14 protein-coding genes are annotated in these 16,705 nt (G+C 70.3%); 11 read left to right on the forward strand and 3 right to left on the reverse strand.

The window, feature by feature from the left end:
• Positions 1 to 14: 14 nt before the first annotated feature.
• Complete coding sequence (locus ACIPSA_RS13115) at positions 15 to 1,256, reverse strand: glycosyltransferase family 39 protein (protein ID WP_402632901.1); 1,242 nt, start codon at positions 1,254 to 1,256, stop codon at positions 15 to 17.
• Between ACIPSA_RS13115 and ACIPSA_RS13120 the strand changes: the two genes are divergently transcribed.
• Together ACIPSA_RS13120 and ACIPSA_RS13125 are read left to right on the forward strand one after the other, a co-directional pair.
• Entirely contained in the window at positions 1,224 to 3,329 is a 2,106-nt protein-coding gene (locus ACIPSA_RS13120) for a WD40 repeat domain-containing protein (protein ID WP_402632904.1), read from the forward strand. The genes ACIPSA_RS13115 and ACIPSA_RS13120 overlap by 33 nt on opposite strands.
• 58 nt (positions 3,330 to 3,387) lie before the next feature.
• Positions 3,388 to 4,089 (forward strand): SDR family oxidoreductase, encoded by a 702-nt coding sequence (locus ACIPSA_RS13125; protein WP_402632906.1) that lies wholly within the window; start codon positions 3,388 to 3,390, stop codon positions 4,087 to 4,089.
• A gap of 94 nt (positions 4,090 to 4,183) precedes the next feature.
• Here the strand turns inward: ACIPSA_RS13125 and ACIPSA_RS13130 are convergent, their stop codons facing one another.
• The gene (locus ACIPSA_RS13130) at positions 4,184 to 4,879 is read right to left on the reverse strand and encodes a glycoside hydrolase family 75 protein (RefSeq protein ID WP_402632908.1); all 696 of its coding nucleotides are present in this window, start codon (positions 4,877 to 4,879) and stop codon (positions 4,184 to 4,186) included.
• Between the two features lie 234 nt (positions 4,880 to 5,113).
• Between ACIPSA_RS13130 and ACIPSA_RS13135 the strand changes: the two genes are divergently transcribed.
• Positions 5,114 to 5,704, forward strand: coding sequence for a hypothetical protein (locus ACIPSA_RS13135; RefSeq protein WP_402632910.1), 591 nt, complete (start codon positions 5,114 to 5,116; stop codon positions 5,702 to 5,704).
• Between the two features lie 105 nt (positions 5,705 to 5,809).
• Here ACIPSA_RS13135 and ACIPSA_RS13140 read toward each other — a convergent pair whose 3' ends face one another.
• On the reverse strand, positions 5,810 to 6,646 hold the full coding sequence (locus ACIPSA_RS13140) for an aldo/keto reductase (protein ID WP_402632913.1): 837 nt from the start codon (positions 6,644 to 6,646) through the stop codon (positions 5,810 to 5,812).
• Positions 6,647 to 6,967: 321 nt separating this feature from the next.
• On the opposite strand from ACIPSA_RS13140, the gene ACIPSA_RS13145 reads away from it, so the two are divergent.
• Genes ACIPSA_RS13145 through ACIPSA_RS13180 form a run of 8 tightly spaced genes read left to right on the forward strand, consistent with a single transcriptional unit; the run spans position 6,968 to position 16,700 of the window.
• Positions 6,968 to 7,108: a pyrroloquinoline quinone precursor peptide PqqA gene (locus ACIPSA_RS13145; protein ID WP_402632916.1), complete on the forward strand. Its 141-nt coding sequence runs from the start codon at positions 6,968 to 6,970 to the stop codon at positions 7,106 to 7,108.
• 20 nt (positions 7,109 to 7,128) lie between these two features.
• Positions 7,129 to 7,911, forward strand: a complete 783-nt coding sequence (gene pqqC, locus ACIPSA_RS13150; protein ID WP_402632918.1) for a pyrroloquinoline-quinone synthase PqqC — start codon at positions 7,129 to 7,131, stop codon at positions 7,909 to 7,911.
• On the forward strand, positions 7,908 to 8,162 hold the full coding sequence (gene pqqD / locus ACIPSA_RS13155) for a pyrroloquinoline quinone biosynthesis peptide chaperone PqqD (protein ID WP_402632920.1): 255 nt from the start codon (positions 7,908 to 7,910) through the stop codon (positions 8,160 to 8,162). Before pqqC ends, pqqD begins: the two co-directional genes overlap by 4 nt.
• Positions 8,159 to 9,241, forward strand: coding sequence for a pyrroloquinoline quinone biosynthesis protein PqqE (gene pqqE, locus ACIPSA_RS13160; RefSeq protein WP_402632922.1), 1,083 nt, complete (start codon positions 8,159 to 8,161; stop codon positions 9,239 to 9,241). Before pqqD ends, pqqE begins: the two co-directional genes overlap by 4 nt.
• Positions 9,238 to 10,416 (forward strand): glycoside hydrolase family 105 protein, encoded by a 1,179-nt coding sequence (locus tag ACIPSA_RS13165; protein ID WP_402632925.1) that lies wholly within the window; start codon positions 9,238 to 9,240, stop codon positions 10,414 to 10,416. The genes pqqE and ACIPSA_RS13165 overlap by 4 nt, the downstream gene beginning before the upstream one ends.
• A gap of 4 nt (positions 10,417 to 10,420) precedes the next feature.
• The gene (locus ACIPSA_RS13170; protein ID WP_402632927.1) at positions 10,421 to 11,221 is read left to right on the forward strand and encodes a heparin lyase I family protein; all 801 of its coding nucleotides are present in this window, start codon (positions 10,421 to 10,423) and stop codon (positions 11,219 to 11,221) included.
• A 14-nt stretch (positions 11,222 to 11,235) separates the two neighbouring features.
• Positions 11,236 to 14,454, forward strand: coding sequence for a glycosyl hydrolase family 28 protein (locus tag ACIPSA_RS13175; protein ID WP_402632930.1), 3,219 nt, complete (start codon positions 11,236 to 11,238; stop codon positions 14,452 to 14,454).
• A complete protein-coding gene (locus tag ACIPSA_RS13180; RefSeq protein ID WP_402632932.1) occupies positions 14,451 to 16,700 on the forward strand; it encodes an alpha-galactosidase in 2,250 nt (749 codons plus the stop codon). The genes ACIPSA_RS13175 and ACIPSA_RS13180 overlap by 4 nt, the downstream gene beginning before the upstream one ends.
• Positions 16,701 to 16,705: the final 5 nt, after the last annotated feature.

Genomic DNA, 16,705 nt, shown 5'->3' on the forward strand with positions numbered 1-16,705 from the left:
CGCCGGGCCGCGGCTCAGCACCGCCCCGGACGCGCGTACACACTCACCCGCGCGCCCCGCACCGTCCGCGTCCCGCACTCCTCGAAGTACCCGGCCAGCACCCGCCGCTTCACCGCCTCCTGCGCCGTCGCGTCCACGGGCTGCCCCGCCGGGTCGCGCAGCACGACGACACGCCGGGCCGCGAGAAGGCGGGAGCGGATGACGGACGGGACTACCTCGGTGCCGTACAGCGTGCCGGAGTCCGCCGGGCCGCGGTCCAGGGCGAGGTCGCGCAGCCCGCGGACGGAATCCGGGTCGACCAGGGACCACACCCGGCGCCGCGAGGGTGCATACAGAATCCCGTCGGCGCCCTCGCCCGCCGTGCGGACGGCCGCCGCGACGGCGGTCACGTCGTCGACGCGGCTCTGCGGGGCGCGCAGATACAAGGTGACCGGCAGCAGCGCGAGGACCGCGGCACCCGCGGCGAGCACCACCCCGGCCCGGACCGGGCCCCGCACTCGCACGAGCCGGTCCAGCGCGGCGCCGACCAGCAGGGCCGTCCCCGCCTGGCCGTAGAGGACATAACGGTCCACGTACAGCGGCTTGACCAGCGACACCAGCAGGAGCAGCAGCCCGGGCAGGAGGAGCAGGGGCAGCGCCAGCGCCACCAGACCCACACGCCCGGCCCTCCGCCGCCACGGCAGCACCGCGGCGCAGGCGGCCCCGAGCATCCCCACACCCGCGAACTCCATGAGCGCCCCGGCCCCGGTGCCGCCTATCCAGGCCACCTGTTCCGACTGACGCATGCTCAGCACGGCCAGGGGAGCCACCCCCACCCCGGCCACCGACGCGGCCCCGGCCCAGGCACGGCGGGCCGTTCGCGGTACGGCCACCGCATGCGCGGCCAGGACCAGCACCGCGAACTCGTGCAGCAGACAGGCCGACAGCACGACGGCACCGTAGGCGGCCCAGGCCCCACCGGTGCGTGACTCCACCGCCCGTACCAGCAGATACGACGCCCAGACCACCAGCATGCAGACGACTGCATACGATCTACCTTCTTGTGCATACCGCTGGACCGGCGGCAGCACGGCGAACACCACCCCGGCCAGCAGCCCCGCGCGCGGCCCGGCGAGCCGGCACCCGAGCAGCGCCAGCACCCCGGTCGCCACCGCGGCCGCCAGCACCGACGGCAGCCGCAGCACCAGCAGCGGGTCGGCCCACCCGAAGACGCGGAACAGGCCGTGCATCCGGACCGCGAGCGGCTCCGCCTGCATCGCCGTCTCACCCAGGCCGCCCTGACCTGGGCCGAGTTGGACCGGGATCCGGGGGCGCTGTACCGGGGGGTGCGGCTGACGGAGGCGCGCGAGACGTTCACCGAACCGGGCCCGGACCAGGGTGGGTTGAGCCGCCTGGAGCGTGACTTCCTCACGGCGAGCGTCGAGTCGTACGAACGGGGCCGGCGCGCGGCCGCCCGGTCCGCCCGCCGACTGCGCGTCCTCACCGCGGCGCTCGCCGCGCTGCTGTGCCTGGCCGCGGCCGCGGGTACGGCCGCCTGGCGGCAGAGCGGGGTGAACGCGCGGCAGCGGGACGAGGCGGAGGCGCGCAGGGTGGCCGCGCTCGCCGGCACGCTCCACGCCTCACAACCGCGCACCGCGATGCGCCTCGCCCTCGCGGCCTGGCGCACCGCCGACCTGCCCGAGACCCGCCAGGCCCTGCGCACGGCGGCCGCACAGAGCGAGCAGGACGTCTTCACCCAGCCAGAGGAGGGCGGCCGCGCGCTGAACGCACCCGCCTGGCTCGGCACCGACGGGCGGGTGCTGACGGCGGTGGCGCACGACCGGGCCGTGCAGTGGGACGTCCGCACGCACCGGCAGATCCACTCCGTGGCCCGCCCGGGACTGTCCGAGGGCCTGATCGACGTCAGCGGGGACGGTCGGCTGATCGCCCAACGGGCGCCCGGCAGTACGGGCACGGTGATCCGCGGGCTCGCCGACGCGAGCACCCGGCGGCTCGCGACCGGCCGGTGGCGGGACGCCGAAGGCGCGTTCGGGCCGAGCGGACACACCTTCCTGGTACGCCGCCGCGCCCACGACGCCGGCAGCGACCGCGCCGTCCTGGAGCTGTGGGACGTGGACCGGCAGCGTCTGCGCCTGCGCTACGAGCACGGGGAGGACGACGGCCCGCTGCCCCTGCCGAGCCCGGACGAGCGCCACCTCGCCTGGTGCGGGCACGACGGCACCCGGCTGCGCGTCCTCGATCTCGCGGTCGGCCGGCTGCTCGCCACCCACCCGCCCCGGGCGACCGAGCGGCTGCTGTGCGAGGGGGAGGAGCTCGCCTTCACCCCCGACGGCCGCGCCGTCGCGGCCGCCACCGCCGAAGGTGTCGTGACCTGGGACTTCCGGGCCGGCCGGGAACGCCCCCGGCTACCGCTCGCGGGCGGCGCGAACGCCGTGGTGTTCCACGGCGCCTACGCCCTGACCTGGTCCCCCGGCTCCTTGTCCCTGTGGCGCACGGACCTGCCGGCCCCCGCGGACGACGGCCCGCGTGCGCCGCTGCTCACCTACCCGGCGGCGGGCTCGGAGATCGGCGGCCTCCGGCTGGACCCGGCTGCGGACGTCCTGCGCTACCGCGAGGGCGGGCGGACCAGCGTCGTGCACACACTGTCGCTGCACGGGCTGCTGGGCCCGGCATGGCGCGAGAATCCGGCGGACCGTGCCGCATTCGACCCGCGCGGCCGGCCCGCGACGGCCCACGAGCCTCCGGTCGTCGACAGGCAGAACACGATCGCGGTCGACCCCACGGGCCGCACCGCGCTGACCTACGAGGGCACGCTCGTGGACATCGCGACCGGCAGGCGGGGCACCGGAGGGGTCGAGGGGGAGGACATCCTGCGCACGGCGGCCTTCAGTCCCGACGCACGCCACCTCGCCGCCGACGACGCCCAGGGCCGCCTCACCCTGTGGGACGCGCGCACCTGGCGCAGGATCGCGGTCCTCAGGCCGGCCGGCTCCACGGTGCAGGAGCCGGCCCTGGCCTTCTCCGCCGACGGTTCGCTGCTTGCGGCGAGCGCCGTCGACGGCTCCGTGCAGGTGTGGGAGACGGCTCGCCCATGGCTGACCGCGGCGACCGTGCGGGCCGGTGACGGGCCGGTCCGCGCTTTCGGATTCACCGCCGACAAAGGGGAGTTGCACATGGCCACGCCTCATCTGCCCGACCGGGTCAGCCCGTTGGCACCGGCCCGGGCCGCCGCCGAGGTGTGCGCGCGGGCGAACGGCGGCGCCACCGAGGCGCAATGGCACCGGTACCTGCCCTCGGTGCCCTATCGCACCACGTGCGGCGGCACTTGACTTCGAGAATGCTCCAAGTGATGAACTCCTGCCGTTCACCGAAACACAGGGGGTAACCATGACCGACTCTCCGGTCGCGCTCATCACCGGTGGCGGAAGCGGCATCGGCGCCGCCGTCGCCCGGCGGCTGCTGGAATCCGGGTACCGCGTCACTGTCACCGGGCGCGGGGAGCACAGACTGCGGGATTTCGCCGACAGTCTGGGGAATCCCGACGAACTGCTGACGGTCGTCGGTAGCGCGTCTGCATTCGACGACATACAGGATGCGGTCGACCGTACCCTCAAGGCATACGGTCGACTGGATACCGTCGTGGCCAACGCCGGCTTCGCCACTCACGACTCGGTGGCCGACGGCGACCCGGCGGGCTGGACCGAGATGGTGCTGACCAACGTCCTCGGTCCCGCTCTGCTCATCCGCGCCTCCGTCGACGCGCTGAAGGAGACCCGCGGCCGGATCGTGCTGGTCGGCAGCGTCGCCGGGTTCGTGCCCACGCCCGGCAACATCTACGGAGCGACGAAGTGGGCGGTCACCGGGCTCGCCGAGAACACCCGTCGTCAGGTCACGGAGTTCGGCGTCGGCGTCACCCTGATCGCTCCCGGCAGGGTGGAGACGCCTTTCTGGGACGGCAACGGCAGCCTGCCGCCCGGCCGTCTCCTCACCGCCGAGCAGATCGCCGACTCGATCGTGTGGGCGATCCGGCAGCCGGATGGCGTCGACGTCAACACCGTCGTCGTACGCCCGATCGGCCAGCCCAACTGACCTGCGGGCAGGGCTCGTCGACGCACGGCCCGGTACCGCGGCAGGACGCGGTACCGGGCCGTTCTCCCCTCCCGGACGAGCCGTCGGAGCCGGCTCAGTTGTTCTGGATGAACTGCTTCGCCAGCTGGTCCCCGAGAGTCACCGCCGCGCTGTGACTCTCGATGGGGGAGGCCTTGGAGTTCTTGAACAGGATGTATGTCACGCCGGAGTCGGCGCCGCCGGTCGCGGGGTCGGGGTCGATGCCGAGCGCCTTGGCGGTGGCGTACGAGGCCTCGCCGATGATCTTCGTGGGGCCGGTGTCGCCGACGACCGCGTACTCGACCTTGTTGTTGTAGATGACGGCGACCACGCCGCCGCCCTTGATGCCGGCCCCGGAGTAGTTCCAGATGCTGCTGGAGCTGGGCACGACGACGTAGGGCAGCGACTCGGCCTTCAGTGGCTTGCCGTCCGACTGGTGGAAGGCCGTGTCGTCCTGGTACCAGGGGTCGGTGTCCTCGTTGCAGTGGGAGGTCCGCTGGCCGTCGCAGTCGACGTCCATGTCGGCCTTCCAGAACACCGCGCCGTTCTTGCCGCACACGGGGACCGTGGCCGAGGTCTCGTCGTCGGTCTTGTACTTGCCGCTGGATATCTGTGAACAGGACGTCACCTTGGCGAGCAGGTCGGCCGCGCCGACCGAGCCCTCCTGGGCGGATGTCGGGGTGGTGGTGCCGGAGGCGCTTGCGGGGAGCACTCCGGCGGCGAGCAGTGCGGCCCCGGAGGCCGCGGCGAGGGTCAGTGTTCGAATGCGCACTGTGGGGGACCCTTCTGTTAGGAAAGTTTCCTTACCGGGTTTGCTCCAAGGTGACCTCTTTACGTGGCCTCGTCAAGCCCTATGGCGCGAACGGGTTCCCTCGATGCCGCCGGGTGTCATTTGCGGTGATTCGCTCCCCACATGAGACTGACGATATCGAACATTCCGGAAATTTCGTGTCCGATATCACGTGGTTCTGGGAGGCGAGGGGTCATGTTCGTACGGACCGTTTACGTGACCGGCGATCCCGCGAAGATCGACACGGCCGTCAGAGCCCTGAACTCGGAAGGCCGGGATCTTCTCGAAGAGCGGCCGGGATACCGGGGCGCGGGTGTCTTCGTGGACCGGGAACTCGGCAAGCTGTTCGCGGTGAGCTGGTGGGACTCCGAGGAGACCAGACACAACAGCGACGAAGTGATGCGCGAGCGGCGCGGGGACCTCCTGGAGCCGTTCGCCGGGACCGTGGCGGTCGACAACTACGAGGTGGCGGTCTTCCATGCCGTCCGGATGCCGAGGGCGGGCGGCGGACTGCGCCTGGCCAGGCTGGAGTTCGACCCCCTGGACACGGACCTTGTCGTCGACACGTACCAGGTCGGCGTGCTCCCCCGGCTGGAGACCCTCCCGGGGCTGGCCAGGACCTCCCTGTTCACCGACCGGGACCGTGGGCGCGGCTTGGTCAGTGTCCTGTTCGTCGACCGGGACTCCCTGGCCGCGGCCCGCACGGCCCTGGCCCTGGTCCGGCACGAAGGTGTGGCCAAAGCGCAGGCCACCGTGACCGGGCTGGAGGAGTTCGAGGTCGTCCACGCCGACGTGCGCCCCGACTGACGCCCCGCGCCGGGGGAGCCGGCCGGACGCGGGGGTCCGGTGTGCGTACGCCCCGCTGCGCGGACGTCCTGCGCGGCGGGGCGTACGGTCGTACGCGGGCGGGTGTCAGCCCATGTCGAAGGCGGCCGGGTCCGGGCCCAGGCGCCGGTCCTCGTTCAGCGCGCTGATCGCCGCGAGGTCCTCGGTGTCCAGGCTGAAGTCGAAGACGGCGATGTTCTCCTTGATCCGGGACGGGGTCACGGACTTGGGGATCACGATGTGGCCCTGCTGGAGGTGCCAGCGCAGCACGACCTGGGCCGGCGTGCGGTTGTGCTTCTGGGCGATGGCGACGATCGCCGGGACCTCCAGCAGCCCCTTGCCCTGACCGAGCGGCGACCAGGCCTCTGTGTGGATGCCCTGCTGCGCGTGGAACTCGCGGGCCGCGTGCTGCTGCAGATGCGGGTGGAGCTCGATCTGGTTGACCGCCGGGATGACCGAGGTCTGCGAGATCAGCCGCTCCAGGTGCTCCGGAAGGAAGTTGGAGACGCCGATGGCGCGGACCCGGCCGTCGGACAGGAGCTTCTCGAACGCCTTGTAGGTGTCGATGTACTTGCCCCGGGCCGGCAGCGGCCAGTGGATCAGGTACAGGTCGAGGTGGTCCAGGCCCAGCTTCTCCAGGGACGCGTCGAAGGCGCGCAGTGTGGCGTCGTAGCCCTGGTCGCTGTTCCAGAGTTTGGTGGTGACGAAGATGTCCTCGCGGGGCAGCCCCGAGGCGGCGATCGCCTTGCCGGTGCCCTCTTCGTTGCCGTAGATCGCCGCTGTGTCGATGCTGCGGTACCCGGCCTCGAGCGCCGTGGCGACGGCGCGCTCGGCCTCGTCGTCCGGCACCTGCCAGACGCCGAACCCCAGCTGGGGCATCTCGACGCCGTTGTTGAGGATGATCGGGGGGACCTTGCTGCTCACGAGCTCTTGATCCTTCGGTTGTCGACAGGTGGTACCACCATCGTCAACGATCACGGGCCCGGATGCATTCCTGACCGCCGAATCCGTCGGAACTGACCGGCGAGTCAGTCGCGCAGGCCGAGAATGGCCGGAAACGCATCCGACGTTATCGGTCCGGACCATTGACCGCTGCCTGCCGTCCCGGGACTCTGTATCGCGCCACCGAACGCATCGATGAACTTGATGCACGCATGTGAATGCCCTTGCTCTCGGCCATCGCATTCCCATCGCGTCCTGTCTGCGCTTTTCAGACCCCCACCTCAGGAAAGCGAGTACGTACCCATGAACGAGACCCTGCCCGAGGGCCGACAGCCGGAACGGACCGTTCAGGAGACATCGGATGAAACGGTCTGGCAAAGCCCCGGCTACACCGTCGTGGACACAGCGCTCGAAGTGACCGGCTACGCCCTCGGCGACCGCTGACCCGCCGTACGGCCCCCACCATGACCGCGACACCCGTACGCGTCGACGGCACCGCCCTCCCGTGGCCCACCGCCGAGTTCACCGGGCGGCTGCGCGCCGTCACCGCCGAGCGCTACCACGACCGACATCCCTTCAACCTCCGTATGCACCGCGGCGAACTGGCCCCCGGCGAACTCCGCCGATGGATCGCCAACCGCTTCCACTACCAGCGGCACATCCCCGTCAAGGACGCCTTCATCCTCGCCAAGCTGGACCGGCCCGCGCTCCGCCGCTCGTGGCTGCGCCGCATCCGCGACCACGACGGCACGACCGACGGCGAGGGCGGCATCGAGCGCTGGCTGCGGCTCGGTGAGGCGGCCGGCCTCACCCGGGACGAGCTGTGGGACGCCTCCCGGGTGCTGCCCGGAGTGCGGCAGGCGGTGGAGCGGTACGTCGCCTTCTGCCGCCTGCGTCCCGTGCTGGAGGCCGTCGCCGCCTCCCTGACAGAGCTGTCCGCACCCGGCCTGATGCGCACCCGCATCGCCGCCTTCGAACACCACTACCCGTGGATCGACCCGGCCGGACTCGCCTACTTCCGCACCCGCGTCGACCAGGGCGCCCGCGACGGAGAGGAGGCCCTCGCCCTCGTCCTGTCCTGGGCCCGCACTCGGGAACAGCAGGAGCGGGCGGTGGCCGCACTGGCCTTCAAGTGCGAGGTGCTGTGGGCGCTGCTGGACTCCGTGGACGAGGGCGACAGCGGCGCCGGGAGCGACCAGGGCGACGGGGGCGACAGGGGCGACAGCGGCACCGGGAGCGGTCCGTGACCTGGCGCCCCGCCCTGTCCCGGGGTGTGGTCCTGCGCCACGACCGGGTGCGCGGCACCGACCTCCTGCTGCTGCCCGAACGCGTGGTCGTCCTGCACGGCCGGGCGGGCGGCGTGCTGCGGCTGTGCGACGGAAGCCGGGAGGTACGGGAGATCGTCGCCGAACTCCTGGCCGGGTACCCCGGTGCCCCCGTCGCCGCCGAAGTCCCCTACTTCCTGGCCACGTTGCGCAAGGAGGGCTGGCTGACATGACACCGGATCCCCCGTGGGCCCTGCTCGCCGAGCTCACCCACGGCTGCCCGCTGCGCTGCGGGTACTGCTCCAACCCCGTCGAACTGGTCGGTCGGTCAGAAGAGCTGAGCGCACGGCAGTGGGCCGACGTGTTCCGGCAGGCCGCCGCCCTGGGGGTCGTACAGACCCATCTGTCCGGCGGTGAACCGCTGCTGAGGCACGATCTGCCGGCCGTCGTCGCCGCCGCCGACACCGCCGGTCTGTACACCCAGCTCGTCACCAGCGGGCTCGGCCTGAGCGAGCGGCGGCTGGCGGCACTCGTGGCCGCCGGATTGCGCAGCGTGCAGCTGTCCGTGCAGCACGCGGACGCGGCACTCTCCGAACGCATCGCGGGCGCCCGCTCGTTCGCGGCCAAGGAGCGCGCCGCCCGGCTGGTCCGGGTGGCGGGACTGCCCCTCGGGCTGAACATCGTCCTGCACCGCGGCAACCTCGATGCCCTCGACGACCTGATCGCCCTCGGCGTGGCCTGGGACGCGGACCGGATCGAGCTCGCCAACACCCAGTTCCACGGCTGGGCGCAGCGTAACCGGGCGGCCCTGCTGCCCACCCCCGCACAGACCGGCCGGGCCCGCGACACAGTGACGCGCTGGCGTCGACGGCTGGGCGGCACACCGGAGTTGGTGTGGGTCGCCCCCGACCTCGTGGACGCCACGGCGAAACCCTGCATGGGCGGCTGGGGCAGGGTCTCGCTCACCGTCGCCCCCGACGGCACGGCCTTGCCGTGTCCGGCCGCCGCCGCCCTGCCCGGCCTCGACCCGCCGAACGTGAAGGACCGGCGACTCGACTGGATCTGGCGGGAGTCGAAGGCCTTCAACGCCTTCCGCGGCGAGTCCTGGATGCGGGACCCCTGCCGAAGCTGCGCCCTGCGCACCACCGACCACGGCGGCTGCCGATGTCAGGCGTACGCGCTCACCGGCGACGCCACCCGCACCGACCCCGCCTGCCGGCACGCCCCCGACCACCACCTCGTACGCGATCTCGTGCACGGGCCCCGCCCGCGCGGCGACCTCGCCTACGCCTACCGAGAGGGAGGAACATGAGGCGCCGACTCCTGCGCGCGGCACTGACGGCCGCCGCGTTCGCGACCGTGACCGCGGCCGTGCCACCCGCGGCCGTGCCGACGCCCGCCGTCGCCGCATCCCGCCCGGCCGCCGCCCCCGACTGGTCCACGGCTGTCGTCGACTCCACCATGGCCCGCTACACGCCGGCCACCATCGGCGGCTGGTCGTACCCGGTGGGCCTCTACCTCTACGGCCAGTACCTCACCTACGAACGCACCCACGACCCCCGCTATCTCGCCTACGTCGAGGACTACGTCGACCGCTTCGTGAAGAGCGACGGCTCGATCGGCCAGTCCTTCGACAGCCTCGACAGCATGCAGGCGGGCCGCCTCCTGGTGATCCTGCACCACGAAACGGGCCGGGACCGCTACCGCAAGGCCGCGAAGAAGATCCGAGACCGTCTGAACACCTACCCGCGCACGAGCGACGGCGGCTTCTGGCACGCGGACAACAGCAGCCGCGCCCACCAGTTGTGGGCGGACGGCGTCTACATGGTCGACCCGTTCCTCGTCGAGTACGGCAGGGAGTTCGGCGACAGCGGGTACGCCGACGACGAGGCGGCCGAGCAGCTGTACGTCTACGGCAGCCATCTCCAGGTCGCAAGCGGCCTGTTGAAGCACGCCTACGACGAGTCGAAGTCCGTGAGCTGGGCCGATCCGCGCACCGGTCTCGCGCCCGAGCACTGGTGCCGGGCCATCGGCTGGTACTCGATGGCGATCGTGAACGTGCTCGACGCGCTCCCGGCCGGCCATCCGCGCAGGCCCCAGCTCCTCGGAATTCTCGAGCGGTTGGCGGCCGGCCTGGAGAAGTACCAGGATCCGACGACCGGACGCTGGTTCCAGGTCGTCGACAAGGGCGGACGCGCGGACAACTGGACCGAGACGTCCTGCTCCAGCATGTTCACCTACGCCCTCTCCCGGGGCGCCCGACAGGGCTATCTGGACCGGCATTTCGCGGCCGTCGCACGGCGTGGCTACGAGGGCGTGCTCGCGCGGCTCTCGGTGGGCGCGGACGGCCGCACGAACCTCGCCGACATCTCCGTCGGCACCAACGTCGGCGACTACGCGTACTACGTCGCCCGCACCAGGGCCACGAACGACCTCCACGGCCTCGGGGCCTTCCTGATCATGAACGAGCAGTTGCGAGGTGATTAGTGACATGACCACATCCAGGCGGAGTGCTTCCAGACGGGGTCTGCTGGGCGGCGCGGCCGGAGCCGCCGCCGCTGCCGCGGTCGGCCTGCCCGCAACCCCGGCCTCGGCCGCCTCCTGGCAGCTGAAATGGTCGCCGACGGCGAGCGGCGACGGCCTCGGCGCCTTCGAGACCGTCGAGGACGACCGCGCCGACTCCCACCCGGCCGGGCAGCCGCACATCTACGCCACCGGCGACAACTGGCGCTTCACCATGCATACGGTCGACCGCGACACGTCGACGGACCGCCAGCGACAGGAGGTCACGGGCCTGCGCACGAGCGGCAGCAGCTACCTCAAGTGGGCCGAGGGCCAGACCTGGCGGATCACCTACTCGATGTACATCCCGAGCTCGCTCGAGGCGACCACCACCTTCACCCACATCATGCAGATGAAGCAGCCCGGCAACGGCACCTCGCCGATCGTCGTGCAGTCCCTGCGCCGGGTGAACGGTGTCCAGACCATCGAGCTCAGGCTGGCGGTCGACGACATCCTCGTCGGCCGCACCGACCTCGCGCCGCTGCACGACAAGTGGACCGACGTCGACTTCCAGATCAAGGTCGGCAACGGTTCGGCGGGTTCGGTCCGCTGGATCCTCAAGTCCGGCTCCACGACGGTGATCGACAAGTCGAGGACCGGCGTCGACACCTTCCTGGCCGACCGCGTCCGCCCGAAGTGGGGCATCTACCGCTCCCTCGGCGACACCTCCGGCTCCCTGCAGAACACCTACCTCCTGCTCACCGACCTGCGCGGCTACCAACTCGTGTGAGGAACCCTGCCCACATGAAACCCCCCACGCACCGCGGAAACTGGGCGGCGACCGTGTTCTGCGCGTTCGCCGTCGTCCTCGGACTCGCCCACCCCCCGGCCTCCGCCGCCCACCGGCCCGCAGCCCGCGCCGCCGTCTACGACGTGCGCGACTACGGCGCCAAGGGCAACGGCTCGGCCAACGACACACCCGCCATCGACAAGGCGATCACCGCGGCCAACGCGGCCGGCGGCGGCACCGTCCGCTTCCCGGCCGGCACGTACAAGTCCAAGAACACCATCCACATGAAGAGCGACGTGACGCTCCAGGTCGACACCGGCGCCACGATCCAAGGCTCGTCGGCGGACACCTACGACGCCCCCGAGTCCAACCCGAACGACAAGTACCAGGACTACGGGCACAGCCACTTCCACAACGCGATGATCTACGGCGACCGGCTGACGAACATCGGCTTCGTCGGCGGCGGCGTCATCGACGGGCTCGGCAACCTCATCACCGGCAACCCGAAGTCCGGCGAGGCCGACAAGATCATCTCGCTGACGCGCTGTAACGGTCTGCGGATCGGCGACGGGCTCACGCTCCGCCGCGGAGGGCACTTCGCCGCACTCGTCAACGGCTGCAAGAACGTCACCTCGGACCATCTGACCATCGACACCGCGAGCGACCGCGACGGCTGGAACGTCATCTCCACCACGAACGTCACGGTGACGAACGCGAACATCGAGGCCAACGACGACGCCCTGGTCTTCAAGAGCGACTACGCCCTCGGGGCCAAGCTCCCCAACGGCCATGTCCGGGTGAGCGATTCGTATCTGTCGGCGAAGTGCTGCAACGCCCTGATGTTCGGCTCCGAGACCTGCGGCGACTTCTCCGACTACCAGTTCGAGAAGATCCGCATCGAGGGCGCCGACAAGTCCGGGCTCGGCATGGTCTCCATGGACGGCGCGAAGATCTCCGACGTCCACTACCGCGACATCACCATGACGGACGTCCACTCGCCGATCATGCAGAAGATCGGCACCCGCAAACGCTGCGGCAACAGCCCGGGCGTCGGATCGATCAGCGACGTGACGTACGACAACATCACGGCCGCCGGGAGCAGCCCCTCCTTCAGCCCCACCCTGTGGGGCGAGGCCGGTCACCCGATCAACGGGGTGACCTTCAACCACGTCGACATCACGGTCCCCGGCGGCAACGGCACCATGTCCACCGGAGTGCCGGGCAACGATCCCAAGGACTACAACCCGAAGGCCATCGGCACCCGGCCGGCCTACGGCTGGTACCTGCACGAGGCCGACAACGTGCAATTCACCGACAGTTCGGTGAAGTTCGCCGCGGACGACGGCCGCCCGGCGGTCATCGCCAACGCGGCGCGCGGGATCCGGTTCACCCGGTTCACCGCTCGGCGTGGCTCCGACTCGCCCTACGACATGGGCCTCCAGGACGTCGACGGGTACTGCCTGACGGGCGTGACGCTACGGGTGTCGAGCAGCGGATCCACCGAGAACTGTTCGAGCGGCGCGCGACCGCTGGACCTGGAGAACCCCCGCCAGGACTTCCTCCGCAACTCCGTCGGCGGCCTCTTCCTGCACTGGGGCCTGCGCACCACCCCCGCCCACACCAACTGCACCGCCTGGGAGAACGACGTCACGAACGGCGGCTGGACGCCCGACTACTGGGTGAACGAGGCCCGCAAACTGCATACGCAATACCTTGTGCTGGCGACCTTCCACAGCCGGCTCGGCTACGCCCGCCCCTGGCCCTCGAAGATCCCCGGCTCCTGCGCCACCAAGAGGGACTTCCTCGGCGAGCTGGTCAATGCCGCCAAGGCCAAGGGAATGAAGGTCATCCTCTACATGACCGACGACCCGAAGTGGCACGACGAGGGCGGTCACGAATGGCTCGACTCGGCCGCCTACTCCGCCTACAAGGGCAAGAACGTCGACCTCACCACCCGCGACGGCTTCGGGCAGTTCAGCTACGACAACTTCTTCGAGGTCATGGACCGCTACCCCGACCTCGGCGGCTTCTGGATCGACAACGACAACGCGTACTGGGAGAGCCACAACCTGTACGCGCAGATCTACCAGAAGCGCCCGAACTACACGCTCAGCAACAACAACGAAGACACGCCGATCATGGACATGATCAGCAATGAGCAGAAGTCGGGGATGACGCCTGCATACGATTACCCGCAGGCTGTGTACACCGCCCAGCCCCGCCTGACCGAGGCCGACTTCAAGCTGCCCTCGTCCGGCGCCTGGTGGTACGACGGCTCCGACCCCTCCGTCGACCGTATGCTCACCCTCGGCAGGCTCATCACCAACGCCGGGTCCTCGGTCAAGGCCCTGATGGCCGAGACCGCGCAGGTCGACGGAGAGTTCCCGGCCAACCAGGCAGCCTTCAACAACTTTGCGAACACCTACCTCGACCGCATCTGGGAGTCCCTGCACGGCACCGAGGGCGGTGGCTACATGTACGGCGGCCTCAAACCCGGCTTCTGGAACGACGGCGCGCGCGGCGTGACGACGATCAGTAAGACCGACCCCGACCTCGAATACGTCCACGTCCTCACACCCCCCTCCGCCAGCACCCTGCGCATCCGCGACAACGGCTACCGGATCGCGTCCGTCACCGACCTCCGTACGGGAGCGGCCGTTTCGTGGTCGCAGTCCGGTGGTGTCCTGAGCCTGACGGGCCTCGGCTCCTGGGATCCGTACGACACCGTCTTCAAGGTCACCACCGTCGGCCGCCAAGGCATCCTCTCCGGCGTCAAGGTGACCGCGAGCGCCTCGGTGAGCGGTCACACCGGCACGGCGGCCGGCGACGACGACCACCTCACCTACTGGGACAACGACAAGACCCTGCCGGTCAACCTCACCTTCGACCTCGGCTCGGCGAAGAAGGTGCAGTACATCGGCCTCAACCAGCGCGAGGACTCCGTCGCCTACGCGCGCTCCGACACCGAGCAGTCCGCCCGCATCAAGGACTACAAGGTGTTCCTGAGCGACGACGGCACCACCTGGGGCAGCGCCGTGAAAACCGGCCAACTGCCCAGCCGCCGCGGAATCCAGGGCATCGATCTCACCGCCGCCACCGCACGCTACGTACGCCTCGAAGTCGACACCACCTGGGCCGCCGCCACCGACACCACCCGCTACAAGCGGCTGCGTGTGGACGAGGCGTGGCTCGGCACGTCCTACGCGGCACCCGCGAACGGGGGACACGCATGAACCGGATCAGATCACTCACGGCGGCGGTGGCCGGTCTGCTCGTCGCCGCGGCGGTGCCGCTCATGGGCGCCGCCCACCCGGCGGCCGCCTCCGACAACGGCCAGTCCGTCCGGCCCGCGATGGGCTGGAGCAGCTGGAGCTTCGTACGCCGTTGGCCCACCGAGGCGAAGATCAAGGCACAGGCCGACGCGCTGGTCTCCAGCGGCCTGGAGGACCACGGCTTCGTCCACGTCAACCTCGACGACTTCTGGCAGAAGTGCGATTCCAACGGGTTCGTCGTCGACTCCTACGGCCGCTGGGCCGTGGACACCGACAAGTTCCCCGGTGGTGTCAAGGCGCTCGCCGACTACGTCCACTCCAAGGGCCTGAAGTTCGGCTTCTACGTCACCCCCGGCATCGCCAAGAACGCTGTCACGAAGAACACCCCGATCGAGGGCACGCCGTATCACGCGAAGGACATCGCGGACACCTCGAAGACGGAGAAGAACTACAACTGCAAGAACATGTACTACATCGACTACGGGAAGCCGGGCGCGCAGGAGTTCGTGAACTCGTGGGCGAAGCAGTTCGCCTCCTGGGGAGTCGACTATCTGAAGATCGACGGTGTGGGCAGTCAGGACGTTCCCGACGTCCAGGCCTGGGACAAGGCCCTGCGCGCCACCGGACGACCGATCACCTTCGCGCTCTCCAACAACCTGCCGATCGCCGACGCGTCCACCTGGCGCCGGCTCGCCAACAGCTGGCGCACCCAGGGCGACGTGGAGTGCTACTGCGGGTCCGGTGCCAACGGCAGCGGCTATCCGCTGACCGACTGGTCCCATGTCTTGGCCCGCTTCAACTCGGCGGCATCCTGGCAACCGTACGCGGGATCCGGCGGCTGGAACGATCTGGACTCCCTGGAGATCGGCAACGGCGACCAGGCGGGCCTCACCGCCGACCAGCGGCGCTCGCACTTCACCCTGTGGGCGATGGCGGCCGCGCCGCTGCTGCTCGGCACCGACCTCACCCACCTCGGCTCCGTCGACAAGGCCATGCTCGCCAACGACCGGCTCATCGGCGTGGACCAGGACGGGGTGGCCGCCGAGCGGATCGTGAACGGCGGTGTGCGGCAGGTGTGGAGCAAGAAGGAGAGCGACGGCCAGTACGTCGTGGCGCTGTTCAACACCGGCACCTCCGCCAGCTCCACGGTGAGCCTGAACTGGTCACAGGTCGGCTTCACCGGCTCCGGCGACGTCACCGACCTGTGGTCCGGCTCCCACAAGGGCGTCATCGCGAACTCCTACAGCGCCACCCTGCGCCCGGGCGAGACCCGGCTGATCCGGGTGAAACCCGTCGACTCCCCGCGCACGGCGGCGGCTTCACCGGGCTTCGCCGTCGCACCCTACGAATACCTCGGCTGGGGCGCCCCGCCCAGCCCCACCTCGGTGATGTCGGCGACCGGAGTCAAGTGGTTCACCCTGGCGTTCATGCTCTCCGACGGCACCTGCAACCCCAAGTGGGACGGCTCGCGCCCGCTGACCGGCGGTGACGACCAGGCGAAGATCAACGCGATCAGATCGGCCGGTGGTGACGTGGTCGTCTCCGTCGGCGGCTGGAGCGGGGCCAAGCTCGGCGAGAAGTGCTCCAGCGCCTCGGCGCTCGCCGGCGCCTACCAGAAGGTGATCGACGCCTACCGGCTGAAGGCCCTCGACATCGACATCGAGAACCCCGAGTGGGCGAGTGCCACCGTGCGGCAACGCGTCGTCGACGCGCTGAAGAAGGTCAAGGCCGGCAACCCCGGCCTCAAGACCGTCATCACCTTCGGCACGACGACCGGAGGCCCCGACTCCACCGGCGTCGACATGATCGAGCGGGCCGCGAACTCGGGCCTCGCGAACGACGTCTGGTGCGTCATGCCGTTCGACTTCGGCGGCGGCACCACGAACATGGGCACCCTCACCACCCAGGCCATGGAGGGTCTCAAGGCGCGGGTCAAGTCGGCGTACGGCTACGGCGACGCCACCGCCTACGCCCACATCGGCCTGTCGTCCATGAACGGCAGGACGGACGACTCCGGTGAACGCGTACGCGTCGCCGACTTCAAGGCGATGCTCGCCTACGCCCAGCAGCACCACATCGGGCGCCTCACCTACTGGTCCGTGAACCGCGACCGCGCCTGCGGCTCGGGCAGCGACGGTGACGCGTGCAGCGGCGTGTCGCAGCAGCCGTACGACTACCTCAAGGTCTTCGCCCAGTTCACGGGCTGAGGGGA

This window comes from Streptomyces sp. NPDC086549, from assembly GCF_044746205.1.
Lineage (GTDB): Bacteria > Actinomycetota > Actinomycetes > Streptomycetales > Streptomycetaceae > Streptomyces.